Origin of the sequence: Saccharicrinis aurantiacus (genome assembly GCF_947489045.1) — a bacterium.
Lineage (GTDB): Bacteria > Bacteroidota > Bacteroidia > Bacteroidales > Marinilabiliaceae > Saccharicrinis > Saccharicrinis aurantiacus.
Genome location: NZ_CANLCN010000019.1, coordinates 1 through 16,436 on the forward strand (window position 1 = coordinate 1; position 16,436 = coordinate 16,436).

17 protein-coding genes are annotated in these 16,436 nt (G+C 33.7%); 5 read left to right on the forward strand and 12 right to left on the reverse strand.

Annotated features, from left to right (window positions below; all coding sequences use genetic code 11):
- Nucleotides 1-90 precede the first annotated feature (90 nt).
- The 9 genes from QMO11_RS17765 to QMO11_RS17805 all read right to left on the reverse strand — a co-directional run bounded on the left by QMO11_RS17765 (nt 91) and on the right by QMO11_RS17805 (nt 8,460).
- Nucleotides 91-1,281, reverse strand: coding sequence for a retropepsin-like aspartic protease (locus QMO11_RS17765; protein WP_282038884.1), 1,191 nt, complete (start codon nt 1,279-1,281; stop codon nt 91-93).
- A 109-nt stretch (nt 1,282-1,390) separates the two neighbouring features.
- A complete protein-coding gene (locus QMO11_RS17770; protein ID WP_282038885.1) occupies nt 1,391-1,513 on the reverse strand; it encodes a hypothetical protein in 123 nt (40 codons plus the stop codon).
- Between the two features lie 262 nt (nt 1,514-1,775).
- Nucleotides 1,776-2,249, reverse strand: a complete 474-nt coding sequence (locus QMO11_RS17775; RefSeq protein WP_282038886.1) for a hypothetical protein — start codon at nt 2,247-2,249, stop codon at nt 1,776-1,778.
- Nucleotides 2,250-2,326: 77 nt separating this feature from the next.
- Nucleotides 2,327-2,560 (reverse strand): hypothetical protein, encoded by a 234-nt coding sequence (locus tag QMO11_RS17780; protein WP_282038887.1) that lies wholly within the window; start codon nt 2,558-2,560, stop codon nt 2,327-2,329.
- Between the two features lie 201 nt (nt 2,561-2,761).
- Complete coding sequence (locus QMO11_RS17785) at nt 2,762-4,090, reverse strand: S41 family peptidase (protein ID WP_282038888.1); 1,329 nt, start codon at nt 4,088-4,090, stop codon at nt 2,762-2,764.
- A gap of 117 nt (nt 4,091-4,207) precedes the next feature.
- Nucleotides 4,208-4,420 (reverse strand): hypothetical protein, encoded by a 213-nt coding sequence (locus QMO11_RS17790; RefSeq protein ID WP_282038889.1) that lies wholly within the window; start codon nt 4,418-4,420, stop codon nt 4,208-4,210.
- 166 nt (nt 4,421-4,586) lie between these two features.
- Complete coding sequence (locus QMO11_RS17795) at nt 4,587-7,193, reverse strand: hypothetical protein (protein WP_282038890.1); 2,607 nt, start codon at nt 7,191-7,193, stop codon at nt 4,587-4,589.
- A 136-nt stretch (nt 7,194-7,329) separates the two neighbouring features.
- The gene (locus tag QMO11_RS17800) at nt 7,330-8,175 is read right to left on the reverse strand and encodes a GLPGLI family protein (RefSeq protein ID WP_282038892.1); all 846 of its coding nucleotides are present in this window, start codon (nt 8,173-8,175) and stop codon (nt 7,330-7,332) included.
- 126 nt (nt 8,176-8,301) lie between these two features.
- On the reverse strand, nt 8,302-8,460 hold the full coding sequence (locus QMO11_RS17805) for a hypothetical protein (RefSeq protein WP_282038894.1): 159 nt from the start codon (nt 8,458-8,460) through the stop codon (nt 8,302-8,304).
- 307 nt (nt 8,461-8,767) lie between these two features.
- Here QMO11_RS17805 and pruA point away from each other — a divergent pair, with 307 nt between their 5' ends.
- The 5 genes from pruA to QMO11_RS17830 all read left to right on the forward strand — a co-directional run bounded on the left by pruA (nt 8,768) and on the right by QMO11_RS17830 (nt 13,023).
- The gene (gene pruA / locus QMO11_RS17810) at nt 8,768-10,399 is read left to right on the forward strand and encodes an L-glutamate gamma-semialdehyde dehydrogenase (RefSeq protein ID WP_282038896.1); all 1,632 of its coding nucleotides are present in this window, start codon (nt 8,768-8,770) and stop codon (nt 10,397-10,399) included.
- A gap of 154 nt (nt 10,400-10,553) precedes the next feature.
- On the forward strand, nt 10,554-10,853 hold the full coding sequence (locus QMO11_RS17815; RefSeq protein ID WP_282038898.1) for an FtsB family cell division protein: 300 nt from the start codon (nt 10,554-10,556) through the stop codon (nt 10,851-10,853).
- A 55-nt stretch (nt 10,854-10,908) separates the two neighbouring features.
- Nucleotides 10,909-11,232 carry a hypothetical protein gene (locus QMO11_RS17820; protein ID WP_075601900.1) on the forward strand — a complete coding sequence of 108 codons (324 nt, stop codon included), beginning with the start codon at nt 10,909-10,911 and terminating at the stop codon, nt 11,230-11,232.
- A gap of 33 nt (nt 11,233-11,265) precedes the next feature.
- Nucleotides 11,266-11,799 (forward strand): hypothetical protein, encoded by a 534-nt coding sequence (locus QMO11_RS17825; RefSeq protein ID WP_282038900.1) that lies wholly within the window; start codon nt 11,266-11,268, stop codon nt 11,797-11,799.
- Between the two features lie 174 nt (nt 11,800-11,973).
- Nucleotides 11,974-13,023 (forward strand): FUSC family protein, encoded by a 1,050-nt coding sequence (locus QMO11_RS17830; protein WP_282038901.1) that lies wholly within the window; start codon nt 11,974-11,976, stop codon nt 13,021-13,023.
- 50 nt (nt 13,024-13,073) lie between these two features.
- Here the strand turns inward: QMO11_RS17830 and QMO11_RS17835 are convergent, their stop codons facing one another.
- The 3 genes from QMO11_RS17835 to QMO11_RS17845 all read right to left on the reverse strand — a co-directional run bounded on the left by QMO11_RS17835 (nt 13,074) and on the right by QMO11_RS17845 (nt 16,409).
- Entirely contained in the window at nt 13,074-14,333 is a 1,260-nt protein-coding gene (locus QMO11_RS17835) for a glycosyltransferase family 2 protein (RefSeq protein WP_282038903.1), read from the reverse strand.
- A 78-nt stretch (nt 14,334-14,411) separates the two neighbouring features.
- Nucleotides 14,412-15,026, reverse strand: coding sequence for an OmpH/Skp family outer membrane protein (locus QMO11_RS17840; RefSeq protein WP_282038904.1), 615 nt, complete (start codon nt 15,024-15,026; stop codon nt 14,412-14,414).
- Between the two features lie 309 nt (nt 15,027-15,335).
- Nucleotides 15,336-16,409, reverse strand: a complete 1,074-nt coding sequence (locus QMO11_RS17845; protein ID WP_282038905.1) for a PorP/SprF family type IX secretion system membrane protein — start codon at nt 16,407-16,409, stop codon at nt 15,336-15,338.
- Between the last annotated feature and the right edge of the window lie 27 nt (nt 16,410-16,436).

Sequence of the window (16,436 nt, forward strand, 5' to 3'; positions counted from 1 at the left end):
GAGACGTGTGTAGTTTTTTCCATTCATAACAACAAATTTAAAATATTAATTTGTTGCGCTAGGTTCTTGAATCTGGGACCCTACTGAATATTATTCATAACGATTACACTCTATTTTATTATCTAAAGTGAATGGATAATCTTTTTTAATATATAATGGCTCTGCTAATCGAGATACTTTAATCGTCGTTACAAGTTCCTTTACCAGTTCGGAAAGTATTTTTTTATCGTAATCACACTTTAGGGTTTTAGTTAATATTTCTGTTATTCTTTTACCATTTATTTCTTCTATTTGATCACTCACTTGTAGCCCTGCTTTATATGCAGGAGAGTCATTTACCAAGTAAGCAATATAAACACTCTGCTCTTTTATTTCGACGCTAAATCCTAAAGTAAAATACTGCTCGTAACTACTTTTAATATTCTTAAAATAAATCTCCTCACCTTTTGTATCTAATATTACATCATAGTAGTCCAATATCACACATCCAACAATGGGCATTTCTCCTATATCTCTATCAACATCAACGATAGGATATTTTATTCCAATTGGGTCGTTTAATAAATTTACACCACCAATTAACAATTGATCAGTTGTGGTAATTATAGAATCTTGTTCTACCCGATAAGACCCGAAAATAGTTTCCCACCTTGTGTTAAAACAAGAAATTTCATTTTCTTTAATTACCCCAACATTATTAGTACTATCGTTATTTATGGTAATAAGTGTTTGTGCTCCTAAATCAAAGAAACAAGAAACCGTACTGTCACCATGTAAAAAATTTGTTTTAACTCCAGTGCCTAATAGCAATTCTTGTTTATAAAAGTCCTGTAGGTTATAATGACTTGATTTGTTCGACATGGATATTCCCTTCTTTAAAGAAATACTCCATATACACTTCTGTAACAAGTTTCTACCTATTATTCCATGCACATTACAACCTAGAGAAGCATCGGAGAGAACAGTTGTCTTAACTTTTGGAAATTCTACGCCTGAAATCACATAATTAAGTCGAGAATATGGTAACTTTTTTTTACCCCCATATATATCTAATACATTCTTATACCTATAGTTTCTTAACTGTAATTGACTAGCTAAACTTTCTGTAATGAACGATTCTCTGCATCCATTATCAAATAAGAATTTTCCCTTTATCAACATTCCATTTACCGTAATATCAAGCAGGTAAATCATCTTTTCGTCCACCGAAAATTTCACTTCCTCAACAAAATCATCATTGACATTAATTAAACCTCTCTGCTGAGCTTTAATAGTTTGCACAACACTAATGTTTATACAAATGAGTAATAACAATGTATTTGTTTTCTTTAACATAAAGTTCTTATTGTATTTATTAAAAAGAGGGCACATAGTTGTACCCTCTATAAACCTACTGATAACGTTTGCTCCCTCCTTTACCTAAACCATTTTTTCGGTTTTGCCTTCTTTGTCTGCGTCTTGCTCTATCACCGCCTTTAACTTCACTCATTTCTTTAGCTTCTAAAGTTTTCATAACATTAAGTTTTAATCATAGAAGTTGTTTAAAGTCGTGCTGAAAAACTGCGAGTAACATCTTGATTTTATTGACTTCAGCTAATTTTTATTCCGTAGCTAAGGCTATGCAAGAAAAAATAAGCCTTGTCACTGAAAAACAATATGTCACTCTCGAAATTTCCAGACAACTTTAAACAACTTCATTGCAGAAGCTTTAAATTATTCAATTTCTTATCAATCATTTAACAATACATTTGGTATAACTCAAAAACAACATATGCTTATTCAACTATAGATGTTTTTGATCGTGTACGCGGAAATCGCTTCTTTAACTCATTCACTTTTTCTTTGGCTCCAGGGTGGCCCATGCTAGCAGCGTTTTTCATTAGGCTATATACCATTAAAGATGCGTTATAGGCCTCATGTCCTGCCAATGCTTTACTATCGTTTATTGCACCAACTATTTTATCAAGCTGAAAAGCATAAGTACGTAATGTGCTAAGGGCATCCACATCTTTACTCATGGCCGCAACATTTACAAATGCACTTAATAAAGGTGCATCTAGCTTGGCTACTTCTAAACTTTTATCAACAAAGGCTACCGATTTGTCGCCCATGCGTAATAAGTCTGATTTCTCGCTTTTATCAAGCACTATGAGCTTTGGTAATAATGTAGATTCCAACACCCCTATAGCATCGTCAATAGCAGTTTGTTCTTCGTCTGTTAATACTAGTTCAAAATTATTTTCTTGCATATTTTAAAATTTAAGAGTTTATAATACTCACAAGAATAGTAAATCTTACTCCGATTTTTCCGGAGTGAAAAAAATATCTAAATCAGAGTATAACCAAATTGGAGTTCAACGGGTAGTTTATAGATGTAACTATCTCGCGTATTACAAAATTCAATATCTGCCCCCAGTTCTTTTGCTATTTTTAGCAGTTCGTAAAGAGAGCTCTCGCTTATGCCCATGGTATGCGCAAATTGTTTGGGTGATCCTGTGGCGTTTAGTCGTATTAGGTGATGCATACGTTCTAATAGGGCAGTTCTTTGTATAAAATTCATTTCGTTAAAGTTTAATAAAATCAATTATTGAGCTAGCACTGGCATAGCATTAACTTTACTTTTACTAAGTGAACTGAAATATAATTGGCATTAGGTACCAAAAGAATTGGGCTACAGTTGGTTTAGTTTGGTAAAGCAACACAATAATAATATTTTGTTAAGTATTATCAAAATAATTAATCCTGATTTTATGTTCATTTATCAGAGGTGTTGTTTTATCCTCTTAAATTTTTCATCAATAAATATAACAATGTCATTTTTAGTAGCATACTTACATTTTAAATAATAATCAGGCTTAACTCCATCCATAAAAGTATCACCCAAATATAAACCTTTGAAATACTTGCTCGAACAGCCACATTCAATTTTTGAGTTTGGGAGTTTAAAAATAATACAATCCCCGTACGAGTCTCTCATACCTCCTGTCTCTTCACCTATGATAGTGCCCATTTTATTGTATTTAAAAGCCCTAGAGAAATCATCAGCTGTAGAGTAACAATAATTTGAAGTGATTAGAAATACTTGACCGTTAAATCTTAGGTCGTCTTCAAGAGTAATCTTATTTTGTATCCCTTGTTTCTCAATAATTCCATCTGCCTTCCAGCCTATTTTTGACATCATTACAAAAGGATACAAATATGTTTTTTTTAGGGCATACTGGCGATAAAAATGCCTGCTCGATTTCGAGTACTTTACTAAAATGGACTGATAAGATATGTAATCCTTTTGTGAGATATATTGCAATAGTTGATTGGATACAAAAGTATTTCCACCAGGATTATCTCGTATATCTATTATTAATTTATCTATTTCGTTCGCCTTTATTGTGGTAAAGCACTCTTCAAAAAACTTTAAATAATCTTTTGAATATCCAAACATGCTCAGATTTAAATAAGCGTATTGACTATCTTCCTCATTAATAATGGTAAACTCTGCCTCAATACCATCATATTTTTTATAAAATGTTTTGGATTGCTTACCTTTTATCACCCTATTATAAATTATACCTTCATACGAATACTGTAGTTCAAAATCGCCTTGCATGCCATATACTTCCCATAAATATATAGGTAACTCAAATTCAAGCTTTGCTAATTTGTAATATTCTTTTTCTCCTGTCACATAAGGTAACATTGTTTTTACTATTTCATCTATATCCTTACCATTTATACTAATAATTTTAGATCCCGGTTCTACCCCTAGCTTGTTATCACAACAAACGGTATAAGATGACAAATCAACCTTAAGGGGAAAATAACTATCCGCTATAACATTCTTCTTTTTAGGGCTTGACCAAATTCCGGTGTGCCCATCATAAAAATTATTAATTATTGGGGATAATAGCTGACTTAACGAATCTGACGTTACTTGAGTTGGGAGCTTATCGATCAGTTCCGATAAGCAGGCTAAAAATTGCTCCTCACTTTGATTAAAATATAAATTAGGATGAACCTCCTCTAGAACCCCTTTCAGATACCAGATATCATCAATAGCCTTGCTCTTATCTAATAATTTTTGACTCTCTACCATCACATTATTTATAATAAGAAATAGGAAAATGTAAATAACCCTTACTCTCAAACTGCTAAAAAATATCATATACTTTTACTTTACAAAGTTATTATTATAAATCAATTACGATCTTTATCAAAGGCGCTCCTTTAATATGGCTTTTAAAGGGTATACCATACGCTCAGCAACACTAATATCTTCAGTAATTATTTCAGCTATTCCTTGCATATTTTGCTTGAACGGAAGAATGGTGCCATAATTAGATATTAACGAATCGTTTAAAAATACAGTACCCACATAAGCCGAATCGGGCACTTCTGATATGGCATCTAAGCTAGCATTAACCATTCCATATTCGCGATAAGGAAAATCAGTAAACTTTAAATTTACTTTTTGCTTTTGGTTTAACTTACCTGCTTTATTTACCGGAATTATAACCTGCCCAATAATATAGACCTTTGTGAAGGTAATATTCCGTATTCTACCCTCTTTTTAATATAGACTTATATATTGTTTAAAATTTATATGAGATAAATAATATTATTTCTCTTGGTCGAAGTACATAAGAGTTTTTAATAGTAGAAATATCTGAATAGGTAAATTGGTTATAAACCGAAGCATTAAATATATTGCGTAATTTTATCTTGTAATTAATTTTCTTTTCGGAATTTTTATAAGCATAAGTTAAATCGCCAAATAAAGCCTGTGCATTAGTTTTGTTATCACTATTTACATCATACTCACTACTGTAGCTTAGCCAGTGCTTGGGATTAATATAAAAAAACAATCCCATATTATGCTTGTGTTGCCAAAGTTCAATATTAGATTGAGGTGTTTTTTGCTGAGTATAGCTAATACTACAATTGTATTTTAATTTAAAAAACTTAAAATGAGCATAAATAATATTGGCATGGAAACTAGGTTGTTTAAGCTCGCTATCATTGAGCTCGTTATTTAATATGTACTGCCATTTGCTTGTATGGTAAGTAGCTTTCATACCAATGGTAGATCTTATTTTAGATAAATAATAAGTACCCTCAACAGCCGCATAATCCGTTCTTTTTGTATTATCTAAATAAGAAGCAGTTTGCTCATATACACCATTCCCTATGCTTTTACTATTCATAACCACATTACTTAAATTAACAGACTTATTGTATTGCATATTAAAAAGCCAACCTGCTAATGGATTTTTATATTGCATAAAAATGCGGTAAAACTGCTTGTTATATTCGGGCAAGGTATTTACTCCTCGTGATATAGTTCTGTAATTTTGTATGGCATATCCCTGAGTAGTTTGTTCTACATTTCCAAAGCTATTGTTTAAGTTAGCGTTCATGTTTATTTCCCAATAACTACCAATCTTATACCTAACAAAAAAACTTGGTGCAAAAAATAATTGGGAAAATGTTGTATCTGCTGAATGAACCTCGTCATTTACATTATAATGGTATAAATTTAAAGGTAAGTTTGCTCTAAATACCAAACCATTTTTTTCAAATGATACCCCTTCGTTAATACTTGCTTTTGACGCTTGCCATTTTAATTTATTTTGCAAGCTGTCAACATTTACAAACAACTTATCTTCTTCAATAAAACTTGCTAACTCACTATTTAACCAATCAGCGCCTAATTCTGTTTTGAAGGTCCAATAATTTTTAATAACATTTACTGAGGATTTAATTTTTAGCTTAAGCTGCTCTTGTTCCCATAACTGTTTTGTTGCAAAAGCAGTATCACTTATAACTCCAGGATGAATATTCAAACTTTGAGGAAGCTTATCATAATCAACAAAACCATTCAATTCTAAAAAGAATCCACTAAACTCCCTTAACACATCTAATTCATTGGCTACAGAATATGATGGATTTAACACCTGTTGTTGTATCTGCTGGTTACTTATGGTATTTTCTCCCTCATCCCAATTGCCTTCAACTCGCAATTGATTATTCAAATACTTTTCATCAGCATTAACCGTACAAATTAGGTCAGCTAGTAAATTACTCTTTTGAAAGGTATTTGAACTAAGCTCATTAACATAGTTAGTATCTGTAGGGTTATAAAAGGTAGTTTGTAGTTGAGAGTTCTCATTGGCGAGATCATTATAATAAGCAACATTTACCTTTAGTATTTTGCTATCACTTATCTTCACAAGATCATTAACGCTTACCAACTTACTATTATTAAAATACACACGCTGCTTGTTATCGGTGATATTAGGGGCTAATGATGGTATACCAACTAATGCGGATAAATTATTGTTACTTTTTTCAAGCTGCGCGTCGCCATAAGTGAATGGTTTAAATTGGGTATATAAATCATCCCCTATGTTATTCCACTGAAAACTTGAAATATTTTGATGATTTGGCGAAAACATCATAGGAGATAGATTAATGTTATACAAAAGGTCTTTTGCGCCAATGGCTCCTTTTGCTCTAAAACTAAAAGTATTTTTATTTTTAAGCTTAATATTTACAGAGGTTTCATCACTAAATACTTTTTTACGAAGCATTTTTATGGGCTGATGGTTATGCAAAACCTCTACAGATCTAACATCTGTATGCGACAAATTTTTATTAGCAATTGTATACCTTCCTTCTAGCAAGTCGAGCCCTTCAATATAATACTTATCGATATCCTTGCCCATATAACTCAGCTTACCATTAGAATCAATAGTAAAACCAGGCATATTAGCTATTACATCTCCTATTGACTGGTTATCTTTTGTGGCAAAATTAGCCACCGTATACACAGTGGTATCAACTTTAGCTATAATTGGAGCTCCGCTAACATCGACCTCTTTCAAGAGTTTAAAATCGTGCATTAATGCCAATAGTATGTATTGACTCGTATTTTCGATAGTAATAACAGTATCTTTATAGTTTAGCGATCTCGTGGCAATTACCAGCGAATCGTCTAGGCTTGAATACTCTAATTCAAATTCTCCTTTATTATTTGAAAAAGAATATGCGATAAGATTACTTTTATCGCTACTATTGCTCAAAATAACACTTACTCCCTCAGGAGTTTCTGAAGAATGCGTTAGTTTACCGACAATTCTTTGCTGAGCAAAAATATTTGGCAAAATAAATAGTAGGATTAAGGTGAGTTGTATTCGCATAAATTAAACTAAAAAAACAAGTATTTTAATACTTATAGATAAAAGTTCTTTTGTGAAACTATGGGTAATCCCAATTTATTTTTTGTTTACTTATTAGGCCACGCACTCTCTAATGAGACAAAGCTTATAAAGCTAATCAGTATTTATCTATTTGGTTATTTCGCCTCAGAATTTTTTGACTCACTTCATCTAATTTTTCAGGATCAAGCTTAATATCAGGGTTTCCAAATATTCCTAAGCGCTCCAACTGAATGTTTCTTTTTAATTTAAAATAATCATCTGCTTCAATTTCGGTTAAGGGCAAATTGCTTTTTTTATAATCTACAGTGTATATAAGACTTTCGTAATTTACCTTTTTAAATGAGCTAAGCTCAAATACGTGCTCTTCTTTAGTATCTTTTATTTTTACTATTAAACCTGGTAAGCCATTAAATTTAAAAGGTCCCTTACTAAATGGAATTTCTAATGTGTACCAAGCTTCGAAATTACGCCCTCGGTAGGATGTTAACGCTTTTTTACAAAGGTAACCAGCTATTGTGGTGTCAGAATCGGCTACAAAATTCCAATTGAAACAAGTTTCTTCATAAAAGTGATAAGGTTTATAAGTTCCTTCATAAAAGTCTATGGATTTAACATTCAATCCACTAAATATGGAATATCTTGCAAAATACGTTGATGCAAAATCATTTACAAAAGCTTTTTGAACGCTTGAGTTTCGAAGGTTACTATCTGTATTTTTTAATGCTACATGAATCGAATCTGTAGTTATTCGACTGCGCGCTGCGAAACGGCATAATCGATTCCCAATTTGCAAGCACATATAGGCGTTTCCTTTATAAAGAGCTGAAGTTGAATCTTCTTGATAATCATATTTATATGTAGCTAAATATTGAACAGTATCTACAGGTGACAAAGTAGGTTTATACGCCGCATTTAATAGTACTGGCAACATTAGTGATAATAAAATGGTTATTTTTTTCATAAATAATATTTTATTTCGGTGTTTAATTATTCTAATTCTATACAAAAAGGACAAAGAAAAGTAGTATATATTAATCCTAAAAAGTAGGTAAAGCCGTCATACAACTTTACCTAAAGCTGCTATTATTTATCCACAGAGAGCATCATATGCATCTTCAAAATCTACATACGAAGGTAGATTATGTATATTACCACCACCGCAATCTACAACAACCACATCATTTTTTGCATATGTATAAGAAACAACTGCAAATAAACAAACTAACATTAATAAGTATTTTTTCATATTATTAAAATTTAAGTTAAACACCTACTCATTCCCTTTTCTGCATCCGGGGCAAATTCACTTCTGGCCAGTCAAGTAAAATTGCAATGCAATACTATAAAACGCCACTCCGATTTTTTCGGAGTGAGCATAAGAATTATTTATTTAAAATGATTCTACACAAACGAAATCACTGATTAATCTCATATACTTCATGCTCAAAACACTGACGAATTTCAGCCAAAAAGCAGCCATCTTCTTGTAAATTTGGAAGATGTGATTTTAACTGATATCAACAGAACAAATAATAACTTAAAAACATAAAATTATGCCCAAAGGAATTTTTAATGTACCCATTGCCGAAAATGAACCAGTTTTAAGCTATGCTCCGGATACTACTGAAAGAGCTGAATTAAAAAAAGCTTTAGGTACACTAATGAATGTTGAGTTAGATATACCTATGTATATTGGCGGCAAGGAAGTACGCACTGACAATAAAATATCAATTCACCCACCACATAAACACAGCCACTGTTTAGGTTATTATCACCAAGGCGATGAAACGCATGTACACATGGCCATTGATGCTGCACTGAAAGCAAAAGACGCCTGGACTAAATTAAGTTGGGAACATAGAGCGGCTATATTTTTAAAAGCTGCAGACCTAGTTGCAGGCCCTTACCGTGCTAAGATTAATGCAGCTACCATGTTAGGTCAAAGTAAAAATGCTTATCAAGCCGAGATTGATGCCGCTTGTGAGTATGCTGATTTTTTAAGATTTAACGTGCAGTACATGACTGATATTTATGCCGAACAACCAGAATCGGCACCGGGCATGTGGAACCGTGTGGAGTATCGTCCATTAGAAGGTTTTGTATTTGCACTTACCCCATTCAACTTTACCTCAATTGCGGGTAACTTACCAATGGCCCCTGCCCTAATGGGAAATACTGTGGTTTGGAAACCATCGAAAACTGCTGTTTATTCAGCGCAGGTTTTAATGGAGATTTTTATAAAAGCAGGTGTTCCTGATGGTGTTATCAACTTGGTTTACGCATCAGGTCCGGTTGTAGCTCAAGAAGTATTATCGCACCCCGATTTTGCGGGCATACACTTTACGGGTTCAACCAAGGTATTTCAAAACATTTGGAAAACCATTGGTGAGAATATCCACAACTATAAATCGTATCCGCGTATTGTTGGCGAAACAGGTGGTAAAGACTTTATTATTGCACACAAATCGTGCGATGCCTTAGCGGTTGCTACCGGAATTGTAAGAGGTGGTTTTGAGTATCAAGGACAGAAATGTTCTGCTGCTTCAAGAGTATATATTCCTGAAAGCAGAAGTGAAGAGATTGTTGCTCCTATGCTTGCGCAGATGGCCGAAATGAAAATGGGTGATCCTACCGATTTTGGCAACTTTATAAATGCAGTTATTGATGAAGCATCGTTTGATAAATTAGCCGCTGCCATTGATGCTGCCAAAGCTAGCAGTGAAGCACGAATAATTGCAGGTGGTAATTACGATAAATCGAAAGGTTACTTCATTGAGCCAACGGTAATTCTTACTACTAACCCACGATATGCAACCATGGAGGAAGAATTGTTTGGCCCTGTAGTTACCATGTATGTTTATGAGGATAACAAATTTGAAGAAACCATGGACATATTGGATAGCACATCAATGTATGCTTTAACAGGAGCGATATTCTCGCAAGATAGATATGCTGCTGAATTGGCTACCAAAAGATTGAGCAATGCTGCGGGTAACTTTTATATAAACGATAAACCTACCGGTGCTGTTGTTGGTCAGCAACCATTTGGTGGTGGACGAGGATCGGGAACTAACGATAAGGCCGGTTCGGCAAGTAACTTGATGCGTTGGGTAAGTCCGCGTACCATAAAAGAAACTTTTGTGCCTGCTCACGATTTTAAATACCCATTTTTGGATAAAGAATAGTAGCATAATTATGAATGGTTAATTATCAATTGTTAATGATACCATTAAAGAAATAGAAGTAGCGCTTACCTAACAGATAGGTAGGCGCTTATTTTTTTTACGAGGCTAGAAAATAGTATTGCAAAAATATTAACTTTGAGCCATATTTTAGTTTATGCAATTACCCAAAGTAAATATTCCTCCTTACCTGCGAAATAAATACATAATTAGCTTTGTGGTATTTATTGTGTGGCTCGGTTTTTTTGATGCAAATAACCTTTTGCACAAATATAAATTATCGAGAAGAATTGCTGAATTGGAGCAGCAAAAGGAGCATTATATAGTGGAGATTGAGCAAAACCAACGAAAGCTACACGAGATTCAGGAGAATGCTGAAAGCCTTGAAAAATTTGCCCGTGAGCAATACTTAATGAAAAAGAAAAACGAAGATATTTTCGTGATTATTGAAAAGTAAACTAAAGTACTTTACCTCTGACTTACCTTGATTCAAAAAATAAATTAATCATATAATGAACTTAATAAAAACACTTACCATTAGCTATTATATTGGCATGGCATTGATTGTAATTGGCATTTTATTTCAGCTTAACGATGTTGAATATGCTGCCTATATACTTGCACTAGGTTTAATTCCGTTTTTAGGGGTTAGATTATACAATATGCTAAATGGTAAATTTGAAAACAGACGCTTACATAGCATTTTAGTGGTGAGTGCCTTGGCGCTATTGGCTGCTACCATTGGCATTTTTTTAAACAAAGGCTATTGGATTATTGGGGTTCTCATTACTGCAACTCTCGATTTATATGTAAGTTTCAGAAAATTTACCCGTTAATTTCTCACACAACACACATAGATAATATAACACATGATGTATAAAATAAGTACTTTTTTAATTGGCTTTTTGCTAATTCTGAGCTCTTGCTCCGATTCTATCGATTCTCCTCCGAGTAATGATGACAATGTTTTTGTTGGAACAACATTTGAAACCGAAGGACGATTTACTCCAGAAAATGGCTATTCATTTGTTTTTGATTTTGCCGAAAATGGGTTCAGACCTTTTGAATCGGATGCTGTACTTGCTTATAGGCTAGAAAACCATAGTAATGGTGAGGATATTTGGAGCCCTTTACCTAGAACCACTTTTTTAGATGGTGGTAGAATATTAATATACAACTATGTTTTTAACAGCAGTTACGATGGGGATCTTGATGATATTTTTGATGTTACTTTCTTTTTAGAGGGCAACTTTAATATTGCAGAGCTTGCACCTTCAAGAACTGAAGTTTTTAAAATAGTGGTAGTACCTTCTGATTTTTTAAATACTAATGCCATTGATATCAACAATATTAACACCGTATTACAATCGAAAGCCATACAGTTTGAAGACTATAACTTATAGTTTCACCTAGTAAGTCTACCATACTCATACAAAAATAGTTCTATCTATTTACATTCGGGTTTATACCAATTTAACTACAGTAAGTTGTATTAAATATTGTGGTTAAGTTGGTAATAAACTGCGTTTGATAAAACCTTGAAGAAACCTTTATTCTAGGACCCTAAACACCTAATAATGCTAACAAAAAAAGAAACTCTATTAAACTTAGTTGAGTTAAAACCGGCACAATCAGAGTGGCACTTACCTTTATTTCATGCTATCTGCATAGGTACTCCCTTACTTATTTGTTTACTTATAGATCGGTTTGAATACGGATTAATGGCAACTATGCCAAGCTTAGTAGCCTTATACTACCCTAATAAGTTATCAACAGCCAACAAAATGTTATGCATGTTTCTATGCTCATTTACAATGATTGTGTCTGTGGCAATTGGACTACTTTTTAGTTTTAACAGTATTGCTGCTGTGCTTTCTTTTGGGATATACTCCTCGGCGGTACATTGGTTATCGAACTATTACAAGCTACACAACCCACGTAGTTTCTTTTTTATAATGGCTGCATCGGTAATGGTGTGCATACCTATAAATGCAGATACAATGCCTTTAATGGTTGGTTTAGTAGCATTAGGTACCATAAGCACTTGCATTATTGCCTTTATATATAGCATTCTTACAAGAACAAAAGAAGATAGCCCCTCAAAAGTATACATTGCTTTTGATAGTAGTTTTGATGCTAAACAATCCTTAGTGGTTGGTTTATTTATGTCGATATCACTTTATGTGGCCTTTTACTTTGACTTAAATAAACCTTATTGGGTACCCATAGCTTGCTTAACCGTTTTACAAGGAGTGAGCTTTTCGCATGTGAAAATACGCAGTATACATAGAGTTTTAGGCACAAGTATTGGAGTTGGTATAGCATGGGTGTTATCCTTATATGTTAGTTCGCCCATGACCATTATAGTAGGTATTATGTCGCTTCAGTTTATTATTGGGCACCTAATACCGCGTAACTATGGCTTGGCTGTAATGTTTATAACGCCATTAACTATTTTACTAACCGACTTTAATGCCACCGATGTTGGCATTAGTTCGGCTAGCATGATAGACAGATTATTTGATAATATTATTGGTTGTATTATTGGTTTAGTAGGCGGGTGGGTAATTTACGAACTTGATAAAAAAGTGCTCAGCATCGTAAAAAGTAATACTAGTGCCCACTGATTTCGGTGATATCTCAATTGTGTTAGATAGTTAATCTATTTTAGGACAACTCAAACCAAACCCTTATGTAGCTTTTTATAAAAGTGAAGAATCTCTTCAGTATCAAAAATATCACCTGCATCGTACTCCAATAATTCTAATAAATCGAGAGCAGCATCACTTACTGGCACCTTTTCAATAAAATGTTCGTGGGTATAGTTGATATACTTAACGATGCTAAAAGCACTAAATATTTGAAAAAATCTTTTGGTAAACGTAGTTACATTTGAGCAGTTGCGGTTTAAGTTATCCAGCTCGCTAAAAAAGTCGCTATTTAAAAGGTAGCTACGGACTCTACCTGGCAAGTTTAATATTTCTGCCTGATATTGATCTGCATCAATTTTATAGTACTTCTCACTTGAATCAAACAAGACTTTAAGATCTATAAACGCCTGTAGGTTGTAACTTAAGTATTCTTCCTCATCCTCAACAATTCGTTTTACTGTTGGGCCTGTACCAAAAGGTACCCGATTAGAGATGCGAGGCGAAGGATAAACGGTAGTATCATTTATATTACCGTATTCGCCCACTTGTACTATTTTCTGAATAAAGTAAAACTCCTCACCTCCCTGGCGCCTATTCATTCCACCTACTTTTACATAAGCATCCGCTTTAACGGCAAAACATGAACCTACTGTATGAAAGGCATAAGGGAAGTTTATATATTTTAATGCCTCTACATAATAACGAAGGTGCAATTCATACTGAGTAATGGCTTCTACCAGCTCACTACCATACAATTCTTCATTTAAGGGGTGCTCAAAATTTATAGAACATCCTATTTTCTTATCATCCTTAAAAAACTTGGATACACTCGAAAAATAATTCTCCTCAACTAAAGAATCCGCATCTAAGGATAGAATTACCCCATTTTCGTTGTTAAACGCATTGAAATGGCGTATGGCTTCATCCATTCCTATTTTACGCGCTAAACCAGCGCCAAAATGCTTTACAGGCAATTCAAATGCTCGTATGGGAATAAAAGTGATACCTGTATGTTGCGCTGCAAATTTTATCAAGTATTGATAAATATCCTCTTGTTGATTTAAGATATCCTCACTTGCACCCTGTTTTGCATTTACAACTAAATAGACTGCTATTTGCATTGATGCACGCTCGGTATTTATCAAGGAGCTTAATGTGGCCTCTAAATTATCTTCTAAATAAACTGGAATAACCACAATAATATCAGCACAAGTTGCATGTTTAATCTCTAAACCTTGAGCTAGACTAGTATGCTTTTGGAGGTATTTATTATATCGAGTAATCATATAATCCTTTTATAAAATTGACATAAAAAAAGCAGACTCTAAAAGAATCTGCTTAAATCTAATATATTTTATTCAATATTACTTTTTGCTTGCAGCGTAACGGCCATTTAAAGCATTAATAACGGTTTGAGTAATATTTACCTCATCAACACTGTAAAGTACATTGTCTTGTAATGTATTACTTAATATAAGCTTATATCTTCCATCGCTGTTTAACTCAGCAAGGTATGATGTGATACTATCTCTTAATTCACTATTAAGACTATTTTGCTCCACCATTAATTCGTTAGACAACTTATTATTTAAGCCCTGTAACTCCTGCTCACGTTGCATTAACTTCATTTGCTCCTGCTCAGCACGTTCTCTAGATAAAAATCCATTATTCTGAACTTTACGCTGAAATTCATTCATTTGAGATTGTAATTTCTTAGCCTCCTCGTTAAAATCAGTTCTTGACTTTTCTTCTTTTTTCAACAATTCCTCTTGTAAGAATACTGCATATTCATAAGCCCTTAGTAGGCTATCGGTATCAATATATGCAATTGGGAATGTAGAACCTAACTGAGCCACAGAACTTCCATTCGTGTTAGCTGCTGTTCCTGATGATGATTGAGTATTATTACACGCTACAGATAATACCAATACTAAACCTAACACAGCAATTACATTTACAACTCGTAATAGTTTCTTCATAAAATTATTTTTTTCATTAATCTGCCTAAAAAATAGCGTCTAACACTCTCGTATTTAAGACCAATAGATTCTAAGCTTATATTTGTTCAACCAACACTTTTGATCCTCAAAAGGTATTTTTCTCAATAAGGACAACAAATATATATTATTAAGGATACTTTAAAAATATTTTACAATGAATTTACGATATCAATACATTAATTAATGTTTTGACAGGATTTTCTATGATTTTCTTCAGTTAAAATGGGCATAAGCTGCCTGAGTAATTCCTATTGAACCAATAACTAAACAAAAACTTAACTAATATTACTAGAAAATTCTTCGCGAACGCGATCTGTATTTTGACCTTGATGGTCCACCGCCTCCATAACCGGGTTGTGAACATGGTACTGCTCGTCTATTCATTCGTGGCTTATTACTAGCAGGGATAGTATACATGATAGAAAATTCGTGTGCACCTCCAGTATTTGATGCTAAATCGGATATGGTTAAATCGTAAGAATAACCGAAACGCATATTACTTACATTAACCCCAATTATTGCCACAATTGCATCTCTGTTGGATAAAGACTCTTCATTAGCCACAGGAATACCTCTGTACCATAAACCTAATTCAATAGGATCATACATCCAATAGGCCCCAATATCAAGCTGCTTAAAAGAATGTTGTTGACGGTAATTAAAGGCCATTGAAACACTTTGATCTGAAGCTCCTCTTCTACCTTCTTTATAGATCCATTTACCTCCACCAAATACAGTATACTTCATTCCTCTAAACGATTCCTCATCGGTAAAACTAATATCTTGTTTCACTAAGTGATCAACCGTTACACCTCCCCAAAATGAGCTACTATATATCATTAACGAAGCTGCCGCATCAAAATGGCTATGCATTTCAGATGTAACATCTAAACCTGCTCCTGGCACTGGGTTTCCATCAGGACCTATTTGCCCTCCAAGATTCGCATTTGAAGGGTCAATTCCGACCTGTGCATATTTAAATTGAATACCAGGACGAATCATAATCTGATCCGATACATAAACCTCATAAGCATATGTAAGTCCTACATTCTGATCAATAATTTGACCGCCACCTTGATCATCGCGATAATACAGTAAACCAACACCACTATTATAATCCGCAAAGTAATGGTCAAATGAAAATACCATTGTTTTGTATACACCTGAAACTCCCGGATACTGATCGCGGTAAGTCATTGCTAACCTACTACCATCGGTAAGTCCGGTAAAAGACGGACTTAAGTATAAAGGCGAAGCATAATGCTGAGAGAATGATGCATCTTGCGCCATAGCATTGCTTGTAAACAAGCAAATGCTAAGCGTAAGAAGTATCAAATATTTTATCTGATGTTTTATCATCATAGTTTAAGTTGAATTATTCAATCACAA

Coding starts and splice junctions, on each gene's coding strand:
- QMO11_RS17770 (WP_282038885.1), bottom strand. CDS start 1,513: ATGAAAACTTTAGAAGCTAAAGAAATGAGTGAAGTTAAAGGCGGTGAT.
- QMO11_RS17775 (WP_282038886.1), bottom strand. CDS start 2,249: ATGCAAGAAAATAATTTTGAACTAGTATTAACAGACGAAGAACAAACT.
- QMO11_RS17780 (WP_282038887.1), bottom strand. CDS start 2,560: ATGAATTTTATACAAAGAACTGCCCTATTAGAACGTATGCATCACCTA.
- QMO11_RS17785 (WP_282038888.1), bottom strand. CDS start 4,090: ATGGTAGAGAGTCAAAAATTATTAGATAAGAGCAAGGCTATTGATGAT.
- QMO11_RS17790 (WP_282038889.1), bottom strand. CDS start 4,420: ATGGTTAATGCTAGCTTAGATGCCATATCAGAAGTGCCCGATTCGGCT.
- QMO11_RS17795 (WP_282038890.1), bottom strand. CDS start 7,193: ATGCGAATACAACTCACCTTAATCCTACTATTTATTTTGCCAAATATT.
- QMO11_RS17800 (WP_282038892.1), bottom strand. CDS start 8,175: ATGAAAAAAATAACCATTTTATTATCACTAATGTTGCCAGTACTATTA.
- QMO11_RS17805 (WP_282038894.1), bottom strand. CDS start 8,460: ATGAAAAAATACTTATTAATGTTAGTTTGTTTATTTGCAGTTGTTTCT.
- pruA (WP_282038896.1), top strand. CDS start 8,768: ATGCCCAAAGGAATTTTTAATGTACCCATTGCCGAAAATGAACCAGTT.
- QMO11_RS17815 (WP_282038898.1), top strand. CDS start 10,554: ATGCAATTACCCAAAGTAAATATTCCTCCTTACCTGCGAAATAAATAC.
- QMO11_RS17820 (WP_075601900.1), top strand. CDS start 10,909: ATGAACTTAATAAAAACACTTACCATTAGCTATTATATTGGCATGGCA.
- QMO11_RS17825 (WP_282038900.1), top strand. CDS start 11,266: ATGATGTATAAAATAAGTACTTTTTTAATTGGCTTTTTGCTAATTCTG.
- QMO11_RS17830 (WP_282038901.1), top strand. CDS start 11,974: ATGCTAACAAAAAAAGAAACTCTATTAAACTTAGTTGAGTTAAAACCG.
- QMO11_RS17835 (WP_282038903.1), bottom strand. CDS start 14,333: ATGATTACTCGATATAATAAATACCTCCAAAAGCATACTAGTCTAGCT.
- QMO11_RS17840 (WP_282038904.1), bottom strand. CDS start 15,026: ATGAAGAAACTATTACGAGTTGTAAATGTAATTGCTGTGTTAGGTTTA.
- QMO11_RS17845 (WP_282038905.1), bottom strand. CDS start 16,409: ATGATGATAAAACATCAGATAAAATATTTGATACTTCTTACGCTTAGC.